Source organism: Paenibacillus sp. GbtcB18 (genome assembly GCF_019091125.1).
In the GTDB taxonomy this organism is placed as follows: Bacteria; Bacillota; Bacilli; order Paenibacillales; family NBRC-103111; genus Paenibacillus_F; species Paenibacillus_F chitinolyticus.
In genome coordinates, this window is the sequence record NZ_JAGXJX010000006.1 from 213,209 (window position 1) to 227,261 (window position 14,053).

A 14,053-nucleotide genomic window follows, 5' to 3' on the forward strand; every position below is an offset into this window, starting at 1 on the left:
GAGATGAGAAGAAAGATTTGGACGAACGTACTTCTATCCGCACTGACTCTGGCGGTTGTGGGTGCAGGCTGCTCGAAAGGGACGGCGGAAACGACAGGAACGACTGCGGGCGGCGGTTCCCAGGAGAGCGGCGGCAAGCCGGTCGAAATCCTGCTCGGTTATTATTCCGACGGGAAGTCGGATGCGAAGATGAAAGAACTGATCGATAAGTTTATGAAGAAGCACCCGGACATCAAAGTAAACACCCAGAGTGCGCCTTACGGGCAGTTTTATCAGAAGCTCGATACGCAGATCGCGGCCGGTCAGGCGCCGGACGTGTGGCTCTCGGACGGAGTCTATGTCATGAAATATGCCGAGCGGGGCGCGGTTAAAGACCTCACCGAATGGATCGGCAAAGATTTGAAGAAGGACGACTACTACGGGCTGGATTTTAACAAAGACGCCAAAGGGAAGTACTGGGCCGTGCCGCAGGGCATTCAGGTAGGAGCGCTTTTCTATAACAAGGATTTGTTCGACAAAGCCGGTGTAGCCTATCCCAATGAGAATTGGACATGGGAGGACTTGAAGAAGAATGCGGCCCTCCTTACGCTTGACGCCAAGGGCAAGAAGGCGGACGAATCCGGCTTCGATCCGAAGAACGTCAACCAGTTCGGGCTGACCTTCTTCAGTATTACGGAAGGCTGGTTCTCCGTGATGAAATCCTACGGGGGCGGCGTGCTGGACGAGACGGCACAGAAGTCGGTCATCAACACCCCGCAGAACAAGCAGGCGTTCGAGTGGATGGTGGACGGCATGAAGAGGGGCATTATTACCGACCCGGCGGATCTGAAAAGCTTCCAGAGCTCCATGGCGGTATTCCCGAGCGGCTCCGCGGCGATGCGCATCGGCATCTACGCCCGCGTGCTGGCCGCCAACGAAGCGAAGCTGAACTATGATGTCACGCTGCTGCCCAAAGGGCCCGACGGCAAGCGGGTGTCGCCGGTTATCGCGAACTCCTGGGTCGTGAACCAGAAGTCGGCGGACGCCAAGGCGCAGGCGGCTTGGGAATGGATCAAATACTGGGCCACGGAGGACGACGTCCAGAAAGAATGGGCGGCGCTCGGCGAAGCGATTCCGGTGAAGAAATCCGTCGCGAATTCCGACGTGTTCCTGAAAGCGGGCGAGAAGCCGGCTAACCGGAAAGCGTTCCTGGAGAGCCTGGACTTCGCCAAGACTCTCGATAACAACGCCGTATGGGAAGAGTGGGTCGGGAAGTTCAACGAGAACGCGCAGCGGGCTTTCCTCGGAGACGCCCCGATAGATGCCGCGCTGGCGGATGCCGACAAGGCGGTGCAGAAGGTGCTGGATGATTTTTATAAGAAGTAAACCGCAATTTACGGAAGGGAGGTCGGGCTTTCTATGAACGATACCGTAAGCGGCAAAGCCTATGCGAAAGCTCAGACTCCGGCAAGAAAGTTCGGAAAACTTGATCAGGAGGGGAAATGGGGACTGCTGCTCGTCTCCCCTTACCTGCTTCATTTTATTGTATTCGTCGCCGGGCCTCTTATCGCTTCGCTCTATTTCAGCTTCTCGCAGTACGACATGATGAATCCGCCGAAATGGACGGGACTGGACAACTACGGGCGTCTGTTCGGAGACACTCTCTTCTGGAAATCGCTGTGGAACACGCTGTATTTCGCGATTCTGTTCGTGCCGGCCCAGACGATTCTGGCGCTGGTCCTGGCCGTCGTGCTCAACCAGAAGCTGAAAGGGCTGAAGCTGTTCCGGATGGCCCATTTCATCCCCGTGATCTCTTCGTGGACGGTCATTTTGTACGTGTCGGATGCCATCTTCAATCCCCGTTTCGGCTTCGCCAACTCGATTCTGGCTTCGCTGGGACTCGATCCGCAGCGCTGGCTGCAGGACGGGAAGCTCGTGATCCCGCTGCTGGTTCTGATCGCCGTCTGGAAGGGGATCGGTTATATCATGGTCATTTATCTGGCCGGTTTGCAAAGCGTGCCCCAGGATTTGTACGAGGCGGCTGAAATAGACGGAGCGGGCACACTGCGTAAATTTCTGTCGATTACGTTTCCGCTCATCTCTTCGACCACGTTCCTGGTCGTGATTCTGAGCACGATCAGCACGTTCCAGGCTTTCGAGCAGGTGTACGTTCTGACGGGAGGCGGAGATATCAGTTCCGCAGGCGGCCCGAACAATTCGAGTCTCGTCCTGATGCTGTATCTGTACCGCGAGGGCTTCACCTTCATGCGGATGGGCTATGCCTCGGCTATCGCCTGGGTGCTGTTCATGATCCTGTTCACGCTTACCTTGATCCAAATGAAGGTGCAGAAAAAATGGGTCCACTACGATTGACCGTACCTTGCGGAATGGACGCTGGCGCGGTTCCGCCGCCGGAAAGGAGAACCCTGTATGAAACATAAAAGGCTGCCGACGATTCTCCGTTACACGGCCATTATTTTGTCGTCGCTGGTGATGATCGTCCCGTTTGCGACGGCTCTGATGAATTCGCTCAAAACGTATAAAGAGTACACGTCCGTACCTCCGAAATGGATACCGGAGATTTTCCAATGGTCGAATTACGCGGAGGTGCTGAAGCTGGGCAATATCGGCGGGTACACGCTGAACAGCTTTACCGTTGCCCTGCTGTCGGTGATAGGGGCGCTGCTTTCGTGCTCCATGGTCGGCTATGCGTTCGCCAGACTCCGGTTTCCGCTTAAGAACGCGCTGTTCGTCATGGTGCTCGGAACGATGATGATTCCGCCGGTCGTCATCATTATCCCGCATTTTATTATTTTCAATAAGCTGCATCTGCTCGATACGCTGACGCCGCTCTGGGTAATCGAATGGCTCGCGCAGCCGTTCGGCATTTTCCTGATGAGGCAGGCGTTCATGAACATTCCGAAGGAGTACGAGGAGTCCGCGAAGCTGGAGGGCTGCAACCCGATCCAAGTGTACTGGCGGATCTTCATGCCGATGGCGAGGCCGACTCTGGCTACGTTGGCGATCTTTACGTTTATGGGCAAATGGAACGAAATTTTGACGCCGGTCATTTATTTGACCTCGAACGATAAGTTTACGCTTCCGATCGGGATTCTTTCGCTCGGCGGCCAATGGTTCGGCAACGAGCAGTTGATGGTTGCGGCCGCGCTGCTCAGCCTGGTGCCGATTCTGGTCGTATTCCTGTTCGCGGAAAAGTATTTCGTTCAAAATCACAGTGCCTCGGGCATTAAGTGAAAGGAGACGGCACTCTTATGAAAATCGCGGCATTCAGCGGCGCTCTCATGGAGTACAGCATTCAGGAAGCGATGAAAATCACGGCGAATCTCGGATTCGACGGGATCGAAATCGCGTGCCGGGAGCCGCATCTCTCGCCTCAGACCTCTCTTCCAAGGGTAAAAGAGATCCGCAGGCTCGCCGATGAGCATGTGCTGGACATCCCCGCGCTCGGCGGTTACATGGGACGGTTCTCCGAATCCGGCGATTCCGAATGCGCAGCCGCTTACGACGAGTTTCTCGGTTTGCTGGAGCGGGCGGATTATCTGGAGACGGATATGATCCGGATTTTTCCGGGAGGACCCAACGCTTTCCTGGCTGCCGATTACCATTATGAGAAGGCGGCTCACTGGCTGCGCAAATGTGCGGCGGAAGCCCGCAGGCATGAGAAGAAAATTTTGTTGGAGATTCACAATGTGAGCCTGATCGAGACCGTGGAGAGCTCCATGCGTCTGCTGGAGATGATCGGCGAGGATAACGTCGGACTGATTCACGACGCGGGCAACATGTACATCAGCGACACCGATTTCGGCCGCGCTTCCGTTACGGGGCTGGGCAGCCGATTGCTCCATGTCCATGTGAAGGACGAGAAAAGAATCCCCGAGGCGGGCGGGCCGGGGACGTTCCGAAACGTCACCCGTCACGGGGAAGAGCATTTCCTCCAGTGCCGCCTCGGCGAAGGGGAAGTGGACCACCGGGAGCTCTTCGAGGCGCTGGCGGAGACGGGATACGGGGGCTGGGTGACGCTCGAATGCTTCGCCCCGTATCCGCCTCTGGAGCAGCTTGCCCATGACCGCGACGCGGTCCGGCAGCTGCTTCGGGAGACGGCATCGGCGACGATGCAGGCGCCAGCGCCAGCATCCCCGACTGCGTCAACAGCGCCGACAACGACAGCACCGGCATCTCCGACTGCAGCGACAACAGCGCCCAAATCGGCATCTCCATCTTCTTCATCCGTGTCCGCGCCCTGCGGAAATTAGCCTACCATCGAAAGGGAAGTGACTTTCTTATGACAACACCGGTTACGGCGCAGCCAGTCCGGTTCGGCCTTATCGGATGCGGCATCATCGCCGACATCCATGCCAAGGGAATCCGGGAGACGCCGGAAGCGGAATTGACCGCGGTGTACGACTTCGTGCCGGAGACCGCGGTCCGTTTCGGACAGACCTACTCGGCGGCGGTGTACGAGAGCCTCGAAGAGATGCTCGCCCGCGACGATCTGGACGTGGTCTGCATCTGCACGCCGAGCGGGCTTCATGCCGGGCAGGCCATGCAGGCCGCCAAAGCGGGCAAGCATGTCTTCGTCGAAAAGCCGATGGCCATTACAATGGCCGACCTCGACGACATGCTCCGGGTAAGCCGCGAGAACGGCGTAATCCTCTCGACGGTATTCCCCCGCCGGATGTCCCCGGCGGCCCGATATGCCCGGGAGCTGATCCGGGCAGGCCGGCTGGGCAAGCTCAGCCTCTGCTCGGGCCGCGTAAATATTTACCGCAGCCAGGAATATTACGACAGCGCAGGCTGGCGCGGCACTTGGGCGATGGACGGGGGTGGAGCCATGATGAATCAGGGGATTCATACGGTGGACCTCCTCCAGTGGCTGGCGGGCCCCGTCGCTTCCCTGTACGGCAAAGCCAAGGCCGTCCTGAGGGATATCGAGGTGGAAGATACCGCGGTATCGGTGCTTCAGTTCGAGAACGGCGCGCTGGGACTGCTTGAAATTACGACCACCGCGCATCTGGGGCCTGTGCATCGGATCGAAATTCACGGGGAGAAGGGCTCCCTGGTGATCGAAGACGACGATATCGTAGCGCTTAAAATCGACGGGGACCCTGTGGAACTCCCGGAATTCGAACCGTTCAAGGTCATTCCCGACGGCCATCGGATCCAGATCCGGGACATGGCACTCGCTGTGCGGGAGGGCAGAGAGCCCATTGTGCCCGGAACGGAGGGAAGGCATTCGCTGGAGATCATACTGGGAACCTACGAATCAGCCCGGACCGGCAAGGAAATCGTTTGCCAGGGCGCTCCGGTCGGGTAATCTTCACTTAAAGAGACACCTTTTTTCTGCCGTAAAAGGCGGGGAAGAGGTGTTTCTTTTTTTGAAATGGAAGAAGATGGATTAGGGAATGTTGGCGTTTTAATCACAAAAAATGGTTATAAACGAGCAATGTTCAACAAATATCAACAAAAAATTCTAAATTCTCGTCGAAAATAGGTATAAAAAACCAGGACTTTCAGCCGATATAAAAAGAGGGCTTCCCTTTGCGGGGGAGACCGACAAATCCGGAGACGACTGGAGAGTTGGCGGGCCGACAACGATCTTACGGATCATACCGGATAACGGATGGGTACGACATAACGGAAGAGGAGGGGAGACGGTGAATATGAAGGCTCTACTGAAGTTCAACAGCCTTAAGCAAAAACTGATTTGGTTGATGTGCCTGATTCTGATTGTCAGTTTGGCTGCCGTGTATACGGCGAGTTATTTAACGGCTTCCAAGATGCTGAGCACGAGTCTGGACAGGGAATCCGCCCTGCAGTCCAAACAACTGGCCATGAAGCTCGACAAGTTTTTCGAGAACAAAATCGCGATTGTGGAAACGGTCACCAAGCTGCTTTCGGAAGATGCAAGCCGGGAGCAGGATCTTAAAGTGATCCAGCAGGCGCAGAAACAATATCCCGAGTTTGAGACGTTTTTCTTTTCCCACGATTTGACGGGCAAGAACGTCATCAACTTCAAAGGGGAAGTTACGGACGTCAGCGATCGCGTCCACTACCAGGAAGCGGGCAAGGGCGAAGGCAAGATCGTCGTTTCCGAGCCGATCGTTTCCAAGCGGACAGGCAATAACATCGTGACGCTGATCGTGCCGATCATGAAGGACAAGAAGCAGATCGGCTACGCGGGCTCGACCATCCCGATCAACGAAATCCAGACGTATGTCTCGGAGGAAAAGTTCGGGCAGACGGGTTATGCCTATCTGATCAGCAAAACCGGCAAATTTTTATGGCATCCGGACAAAGAAATGATTCTGAAGGCATCCGTATCGGATATCCCGGTCCCGGAACTTCAAGACGCTTATAAAAAAATCGTCGCCGGCGAAAGCGGAACGGCCACTTACACGACGGACGGAGACAAGAAATACGTGTCTTACGCTCCTACCGGACTCATGTGGGGGATCTTCATCACCGCTCCCAAATCCGAACTTTTTGCGCCGGTTACCCAGTTGTCCACCAAGCTCGTGCTGATCTCGCTCGGCACGCTCGTTGTCGCGGTGGGGCTGATTTACCTCTTCGCCGCACGTCTGGTCCGTCCGATCACGCGTCTTAACAAAGCCGTTAAGCTGGTGGCGGAAGGCAATCTCAGCAATGCCGTCGAGGTACTCGGAAATGACGAAATCGCGGTTCTGTCTCAAGATTTCAACCAGACGGTCGGTCATCTCAAGCAGCTCATCGAAGGCGTGTCGAAGTCTTCGAACGAAGTGCTTCAGCTGGGCAGCGATCTCGCCAAGCGGATCGACCTTGCGGCGGATTCCAGCCGTCTGACCAACGAAGCGATCACCCAGATCGCGCAGGGCGCGGAAGCGCAGGCCGGCAGCTCGCAAGAAGTGACGATCTCCATGGGCGAGATGTCGCGCGGGATCGTCCGGATTGCGGAAACGTCCGCCACTGTGGCCGAAGCCGCTACCGACGCGGCCCGCGAGGCCGAAGAGGGCGCCGATGTCGTCGAGCAGACGGTGCGCCAGATGAACGAGATCAGCAGCGGCACGACCCGTGCCCTGCAGGCGGCGGAGCAGTGGCATGAGCGCTCCGGCGAAATCTCCGGCATCGTGGACACGATTACGGAGCTGGCCGGGCAGATCAACCTGCTCTCGCTGAACGCGTCCATCGAAGCGGCCCGGGCCGGCGAACACGGCCGCGGCTTTGCGGTCGTCGCCGAGGAAGTGAAGAAGCTCGCCGAGGCGTCGAAAGACTCCGCAGGCCGGATTTCCGTTCTTCTCGGCGATATCCGCAGCCAGACCGATTATGTCGTCGATGCGATGTCGGCCGGCGACCGCAACGTCCGGGACGGCCTTAAGCTGATCGAAGAAGTGCGCGAGAAGTTCCAGCACATTCTGTCCTCGTCCCGCCACGTAGCGGCCAATATCCAGGAAGTGTCGGCGGCTTCGGAGGAAATGTCCGCTGGTGCGGAAGAGGTTTCCGCATCGGTAGACGAGATGCAGGGAATCGCGAAGCATACGTCGGACGATTCGCAGAAGGTCGCCGTCGCGACGCGGGATCAGCTCCAGGCGATGGAGGACATGGCCCGTTCCATGCATTCACTCGACAGCATGATGAAGCAGCTGCGGGAGGAACTGCGCAAGTTTACGCTGTAAAACTCACGGCTGCGGAAAATCTCCGGCTGCACATTTTTTTACACATCTAATAGAATTGGAGACGATAAACGATGAAACAGTTGAAGAGCATGACAGGCGTATGGGTAAAAGGGGCATTGGCGGTATCTCTGCTTGCGGGAGGAATTGCCGTCGGTTCGACGATCAGCGTGTCTCACGCGGTAGCTCCGGTAGCGGTTGCGGCACAGGACAATAATGAAGCGAAAGAGCTCAAAAAAGACCACAAGAAAAAATACGAATCCCGCCTCGACCAAATCGTGGCTCAAGGATATATCCGTGTGGGTACGACAGGCGACTATCGCCCGTTCACTTACCTGAACCCGGAAACGAAGCAGTACGAGGGCTATGACATCGACGCGGCGAAGCAGCTGGCGAAAAGCCTGGGCGTTGAAGTCCGTTTCGTACAGACTTCCTGGCCGAACATGATGACCGATATGCTGGCCGACAAATTCGATATCGCAGTGGGCGGCGTAACGCGCAACACCGACCGTCAGAAGAAAGCTCAAATGACGGAAGGCTACATCACGTTCGGCAAGTCCCCGCTGATTCGTCTGGAAGACAAAGACAAGTACAAATCCGTTGAAGATATCAATAAGCCAACGGTAAAAATCGGCGTAAATCCGGGCGGCACGAACGAAGTGTTCGTACGCGAACACCTGAAAAACGCCAACGTGACCGTCGTTCAAAACAACTTGGACATCCCTGGTCTGGTTGCCGACGGCACCTATGATGTCATGATCACCGACAACATCGAAGCGCTGACTTATGCGAAGAAAGACAAGCGTCTGTATGCCGCTCTGTCCGACAACACGTTCACGAAGAGCGAAAAAGCGTTCATGATCCAGCGCGGCGACACCATCTTCGAGAACTACCTCGACGTATGGATGGACGAAATGAAGCTGCAGGGCAAATTCGACGAGCTTCGTAAAACTTGGGTAGAGTAAGCTGCGGAAACATTAAGTAATCTACCCGGTTTGCCCGCTGTTCAACAGGGCAGTGCGGCGGCGTCTGGCGTAAGCCCGGTCGTCAGCCGTGTAGTGCCTAAGAAAAAGAAAAAGAAAAAGAGACCTTCCGTGAAGGTCTCTTTTTCTTTTTTACACTCCGTTCACGCGCATTCTGCTTGATGACCCAAAGGTTTTAAGCGCCCGGGTTTAACGGTCAAGCTTCAGCGGCGCGTACGTTTTGTCCTGAATCATTTGCTCTCTGAACGTTTGTTTGGGGGCATACTTCTCGTCGTCCGCATCCGTATGGTCCGTGTTATATTTTCCGAACTCTGCATTCATGATGAAATAAAGGCCCTCGCTGTTCTTTTTCAGAAACAGAAGATAGTTACTCGATTTTTTTAATTCCGAATAATCTTCTCTTGTTATTTTACTTTTACCTGTTAAGCCTTGATAATAACTAATTGGCTCACCGACTTGGATCGTTGTTTTAGGTGTAAGATTGCCTTTGATAACATGCTCTACTTGAAAATCGGTGATCGTATAAAAATCCTGGATAGCATTAGTGACCGAAAAAGTTGCGATCATTTTTTTTCTTTCCTCGAAACTCTGATTAGTTGATCCTGATACAATCCATTCGGCACTGTTGAAAAGCTCATCTTCCGATTCAAACGATGCGTAAACTCCAGTTGTGTTAATAACGGTATCTTTAACTGAGTTGTAAATGAAAAAATAATATAAACTAGAAATTAAGAGAAGGCCTGCTAACAGAGTTAAAATAATAGTTTGTTTGTTGGCCGTTTTATTGAGTTTCATTTTGTATCCTCACTTTTTTAGGGATATAAAAAACGATCTCATGAGTGGAACATAAAGCTATACCAATAATAGCAGGCATTATAACATATTTTACAATAAATGTTTTTTTGTCTTGCATTTATTTTGTGGATGATAAAGTTGAGGTTAGAATGGTGAATACCATTAAATATAGTTTTCAACGTCGGATACCTTTATTAAAAACGGAATTCATAATAAGCTACATAGGAATGGAAAATATCAACAACGGGTGAAGACACCGGGAAGGGAGAGACCGGGTTATGGAAGTACAGCCGCTGCTGCAAGTGGAGAAGCTGGCGATGAAAAAAATGAAAATTTACAAGCAGAGCAAGCTCCGCTATTTATCCCGTTCGGCGCTAGCGAGCATGTTTATCGGGTTCGGGGTGATTGTCGCGTTCAAGACGGGCAGCTTCTTTTATTTGGAGCATTCCCCGTTCACTTATCCGATGGCCGCGATCACCTTCGGTGCCGCGATCATTCTGATCTCGTACGGGGGCGGGGATCTTTTTACGGGAAACACGTTCTACTATACGTTTGCCGCGTTAAGGCGGAAACTCCGCTGGCCGGAGGTCATCCGGTTGTGGCTAACCAGCTACGGAGGCAATATTCTCGGAGCCGTGGCGTTCGCGCTGCTTATTCTGGCAACGGGGCTTTTCAGGGAGCACAACGTGAACGGATTCCTTCTCAGCGTGGCGGAAAAAAAGATGAACGCGCCTACGCTGGAGCTTTTTTTCAGGGCCATTCTTTGTAACTGGCTCGTGTGTCTGGCCTTTTTTATTCCGATGTCGCTCAAAGGGGATGGGGCGAAACTGTTCGCCATGATGCTGTTTGTCTTTTGTTTTTTCATCTCAGGTTACGAGCACAGCATTGCCAATATGTGTACGTTCGCGATTGCGCTGGTGGTCGAGCATCCGGATACGATTTCCTGGGGCGGAGTTCTCCATAATTTGATCCCGGTGACGTTCGGCAACCTTATCGGAGGCGGTATTCTGATGGCGGTTATGTATCACTACGTGAACAAACCGTTTATGGACGAGCACGAAGAAGCTTAGCGGTGAAAAAAGGAGCGCAGAGCTGTCCTCTTCATGCGGAGACGCAGCGGAGTCCGAGGCGGATCGCCGCGCTTGGGCTTCGTCGCGGGCGCGGGGCGGACGCCGCATTACAACCCCGGGACGCGAACGTCCAGGGCCTTGCGCAGCCGGGCCCACAAAAGGGCTCACCCCGTTTGACGGGTGTGAGCCTTTTTGTGCGGCAGCCCCGTCCCGGCAGCCCCGGGCAGCAAAAAAACCTCCTTAACCGGACAAACGGTTAAGGAGGTTTAAGGTTTATAAAACCCCGCTGATATTCCCCGTCGGGAAATATCAATCCGGCGAATCGCGCGGCGCGTTACTGGGCGGTGTATCCGCCGTCCACAAGCAGCGTGGTGCCGGTCACGAAGGAGGCGTCGTCGCTGGCGAGGAACAGCACCGCTTTCGCGACCTCCTCCGGCTTGCCGAGGCGTCCCATCGGGTGCAGCGCCGTGAGGTGGTCCGTGATGGCCTGGGTGCGTCCCGCGATCAGCGGCGTGTCGATGTAGCCGGGGCATACGGCGTTCACGCGGATGCCGTGCTGCGCGTAGTCGATGCCCAGCGTTTGCGTGAGCAGCTTCACGCCGCCTTTCGCGGAAGCGTACGCGGTGACGCCGGCCTTGCCGACGTGGCTGTGGATGGAGCCGCAGTTGACGATTGCTCCGCCGGTTCCCTGGGCGAGCATTTGCTCCAGCGCGTATTTGTCGCTGAGGAACACGCCGGACAGGTTGATGTCGATCGTCTTCTGCCAGGCTTCCCAGCTCAGCTTGTCGGCGGGGCCGTCTTTGGCAATGCCCGCATTGGCAAATAAAATATCCAGCTTGCCGTATTGTTTGACCGTTTCGGCAACCATATGTTTAACGTCGTCTTCCTTGGTGACGTCGGTTTTGACGAACATGGCTTCGTGGCCCTCGGCTTTCAGCTCGTCGGCTATGGTCTGGCCGCGGTCGGAAAAGTCCGCGATAACGACTTTGGCGCCTTCCCGAGCGAACAGGCGGACCGTCGCTTCTCCGATTCCGCTGGCTCCTCCGGTTACGATGGCTACTTTATCGGTAAATCTCATGAGGTATCTCTCCGTTTCTCAAGTAGGGTGAACGGTCGTGACGGCCGTGTAATCCAGGAGGTCCTGCCATGAGGCAAGTCCTCATCATCTTGCTTTTATTGTATCGCTTTTATTCCTATAGAACTATTTAAACTTAGTGAGCTATACTTAAGCCGTGCTTAAGGAAAGGGGGCGGGATTTTGCATCTGGAGCAGTTGGAATATATCGTCGAAGTGGCGAAAACGGGATCGATCACTAGCGCCGCACGCAATCTGCACGTGTCCTTGTCCGCGGTCAGTCAGTCCATCACTCACTTGGAAGGCGAGCTCGGGGTCGTTCTGTTCGCACGCTCGCGAATGGGCGCGGTTCCGACGGCCGAAGGCAAGGTAATCATCCGCAAGGCATTCGAAGTGCTCAGCAAGCTGGACGAGCTCAAAGAAGCCGCGCGGGGCTGGGGCGAGACCCTGAGCGGGGAGCTTCGCATAGGCACCATCCCGGGGCCCATGTCCCTTCTGGTAGATGCCGTCGCGGGGTTCAAGCAAGATTACCCGCTGGTGCGGATGGAAATCGCGGAGAAAGGCTCGCAGGAAATTCTCGATGACATCCGCCATAACCGGCTGGACATCGGTTTTATCATCTTGTTCGAGAGTCTGCTGAAAAAAAGCGAGGGCGTGACCTTCGAACGGCTGCTGGAAGGAAAAATGGTCGTCGCCATGAGCGATAAGTCTCCGCTGGCTTACCGGGGAAACGTCACGCCCGAAATGCTCCGCGCCCAGCCTGTCGTGCTGTATAACGACGAATACGTGCGGTGGTTTATGAACCGGTTCGCCGCGGAGCACGGCGAGGTGGACATTTTATTCACGACCAACAACACGGACGCCATCCGCAAGGCGGTGGAAGAGCAGAATGCGGTAACCGTGGGGATGGATTATTCCTTCCGGCGGGAATGGGCCCCCTTGTTCACGGAAGTCAACATGCTGACGGCGGAGCTGGAATTCAAGGCGGGGCAGCCGGTTTACTTGGGCTGGGTGCGCGCGGAAGGGCGCCATTTCCCGAGGGTTTCCAAGACGTTTGTGGAGCGGCTGAGAAGCGGTCTCCAGTAGATTTCCGGCTCGCTTCCGTCCGTATCCATAGGATTCGCGGCAGGATATGGGAGGATATCGGAGGATGTTTCCGAACGTCCCGGCTCAGTACGTCTCGTCGGGGGTGAGCAAGGGTGAGCCACCGTCAGCGGGGCTGAGTCCGTTTTCCAAACCCGGCTTCCTTCTTTATACTTATAAGAGTGTTTTACACACGAATAAACGAACCGGGAGTTGACTTGGATTGACGTATGCGGAAATGTTGGGACGGCGCAGTGAAATTTTAAAGCGTACCATCGGAGACATGATTGCAAAAGACAATACGAAAGGTCTCGGTATGCAGGAAAGCAGCTTTCTGAGAAACATGATTAAAGAGCTGCATCAGAATGAATATGAACTTCAAAGAAACTCGTAGATCTTCCTGAAACCCTTGTAATGACTTATAAAGGAGAGGAAGACACCAAGCCCGCTTCCGGGACTTGGTGTTTTTCGTTTGAGAAAGGAACCGTCCGTCATGAATGTGAAAATAATCGGTGTAGCGCTCTACATCATGCTTATCTACGGGATCTCGAAGCACTACCCGGCTATGCACGGACTGTTTTTTCCGGCGATCGGCGCTTTCAGCTTTTTGTTTATTTCCCGTCCGTTCACCGCGAAGGCGATGAGCTCCATTTCGGCGGGTGCGGTGCTGGCCTCGGTCGTCGGCACCCTGATTTACCACCTCATTCCCGGCATCTTCTCGCTCTTCGTCAATACGCTGATCATCATCTGGCTAAATAGGGCCAAGTGGAACGCGCCGCCGATTCTCGCCGTTTCGCTGATCCCTTTCTTTACGGTGACTCCCCGCATCTGGGATATTCCGCTCGCGGTTGCCGTGTCCCTGGCAGGGCTGACGGCTGTGCTGCTGGCGGCCGAGTTCGTACATATGCGGCTGCCGGCCTTTTTCCGCGGAGGGAGCAAGCTTGCGCCCGGTTCGGAAAAGGCAGCCGGGTAACGGCTGACCGGGAACGGGGCGGGAAACCCGAGAGGAAAATCGGCACGAACGTGTACCCAGACACGCCCGAATCTACAAATTGAATAAGCGGACACCCTCTTCCAAGGACGCCCGCCGACGAAACAAAGACCCCCGATTTTTGGCCGGGCGTCTTTTTTGTGCTGCTTTTATTCGGTTATCATTCGGCTTAAGTTGATTATAAAATGACCTTTACTGAAAGGATTGAACCAGCCCGCGCTGAGGGATATGTCGCCGTAATGGGCGGCCACAGAATCATCAGTCTGAATCGCTATGCTTAGAGCAGCTAAGTTGCTCAACAGGTTCAACAGGCTAACAATAGGGTTAGCCCGTTTTTCTAAAAATTTCTTTAATTGAACTAAACGTTTTCATTATGATTTCAGAAAAACCTTGAAAGAAGTCACTTAGATA

General features: G+C 54.6%; 13 protein-coding genes. 11 read left to right on the forward strand and 2 right to left on the reverse strand.

The features are described from left to right. Positions 1 to 3 precede the first annotated feature (3 nt). From KVT34_RS18775 to KVT34_RS18805, 7 genes are all read left to right on the forward strand, one after another. A complete protein-coding gene (locus KVT34_RS18775; protein ID WP_217560345.1) occupies positions 4 to 1,365 on the forward strand; it encodes an ABC transporter substrate-binding protein in 1,362 nt (453 codons plus the stop codon). 33 nt (positions 1,366 to 1,398) lie between these two features. Next, entirely contained in the window at positions 1,399 to 2,352 is a 954-nt protein-coding gene (locus KVT34_RS18780; protein ID WP_217560346.1) for a carbohydrate ABC transporter permease, read from the forward strand. A 57-nt stretch (positions 2,353 to 2,409) separates the two neighbouring features. Next, the gene (locus KVT34_RS18785; protein WP_217560347.1) at positions 2,410 to 3,234 is read left to right on the forward strand and encodes a carbohydrate ABC transporter permease; all 825 of its coding nucleotides are present in this window, start codon (positions 2,410 to 2,412) and stop codon (positions 3,232 to 3,234) included. A 17-nt stretch (positions 3,235 to 3,251) separates the two neighbouring features. Then, complete coding sequence (locus tag KVT34_RS18790; protein ID WP_254634985.1) at positions 3,252 to 4,253, forward strand: sugar phosphate isomerase/epimerase family protein; 1,002 nt, start codon at positions 3,252 to 3,254, stop codon at positions 4,251 to 4,253. Between the two features lie 29 nt (positions 4,254 to 4,282). Further along, positions 4,283 to 5,314, forward strand: a complete 1,032-nt coding sequence (locus tag KVT34_RS18795; protein WP_217560348.1) for a Gfo/Idh/MocA family protein — start codon at positions 4,283 to 4,285, stop codon at positions 5,312 to 5,314. Positions 5,315 to 5,660: 346 nt separating this feature from the next. Further along, entirely contained in the window at positions 5,661 to 7,649 is a 1,989-nt protein-coding gene (locus KVT34_RS18800) for a methyl-accepting chemotaxis protein (RefSeq protein ID WP_217560514.1), read from the forward strand. Between the two features lie 71 nt (positions 7,650 to 7,720). After that, entirely contained in the window at positions 7,721 to 8,611 is an 891-nt protein-coding gene (locus KVT34_RS18805; RefSeq protein ID WP_254634986.1) for a transporter substrate-binding domain-containing protein, read from the forward strand. 207 nt (positions 8,612 to 8,818) lie between these two features. Here the strand turns inward: KVT34_RS18805 and KVT34_RS18810 are convergent, their stop codons facing one another. Further along, complete coding sequence (locus tag KVT34_RS18810) at positions 8,819 to 9,424, reverse strand: hypothetical protein (protein ID WP_217560349.1); 606 nt, start codon at positions 9,422 to 9,424, stop codon at positions 8,819 to 8,821. A gap of 278 nt (positions 9,425 to 9,702) precedes the next feature. Between KVT34_RS18810 and KVT34_RS18815 the strand changes: the two genes are divergently transcribed. Next, the gene (locus KVT34_RS18815; RefSeq protein ID WP_042231999.1) at positions 9,703 to 10,494 is read left to right on the forward strand and encodes a formate/nitrite transporter family protein; all 792 of its coding nucleotides are present in this window, start codon (positions 9,703 to 9,705) and stop codon (positions 10,492 to 10,494) included. A gap of 334 nt (positions 10,495 to 10,828) precedes the next feature. On the opposite strand, the gene KVT34_RS18820 is transcribed toward KVT34_RS18815, so the two are convergent. Beyond that, complete coding sequence (locus KVT34_RS18820) at positions 10,829 to 11,572, reverse strand: SDR family NAD(P)-dependent oxidoreductase (RefSeq protein ID WP_217560350.1); 744 nt, start codon at positions 11,570 to 11,572, stop codon at positions 10,829 to 10,831. A 179-nt stretch (positions 11,573 to 11,751) separates the two neighbouring features. On the opposite strand from KVT34_RS18820, the gene KVT34_RS18825 reads away from it, so the two are divergent. From KVT34_RS18825 to KVT34_RS18835, 3 genes are all read left to right on the forward strand, one after another. Next, complete coding sequence (locus KVT34_RS18825) at positions 11,752 to 12,654, forward strand: LysR family transcriptional regulator (protein ID WP_217560352.1); 903 nt, start codon at positions 11,752 to 11,754, stop codon at positions 12,652 to 12,654. Between the two features lie 220 nt (positions 12,655 to 12,874). Next, positions 12,875 to 13,045, forward strand: coding sequence for a hypothetical protein (locus tag KVT34_RS18830; RefSeq protein WP_009675738.1), 171 nt, complete (start codon positions 12,875 to 12,877; stop codon positions 13,043 to 13,045). Positions 13,046 to 13,144: 99 nt separating this feature from the next. Further along, positions 13,145 to 13,624 carry a hypothetical protein gene (locus tag KVT34_RS18835; protein ID WP_217560353.1) on the forward strand — a complete coding sequence of 160 codons (480 nt, stop codon included), beginning with the start codon at positions 13,145 to 13,147 and terminating at the stop codon, positions 13,622 to 13,624. The last annotated feature ends 429 nt before the right edge of the window (positions 13,625 to 14,053 follow it).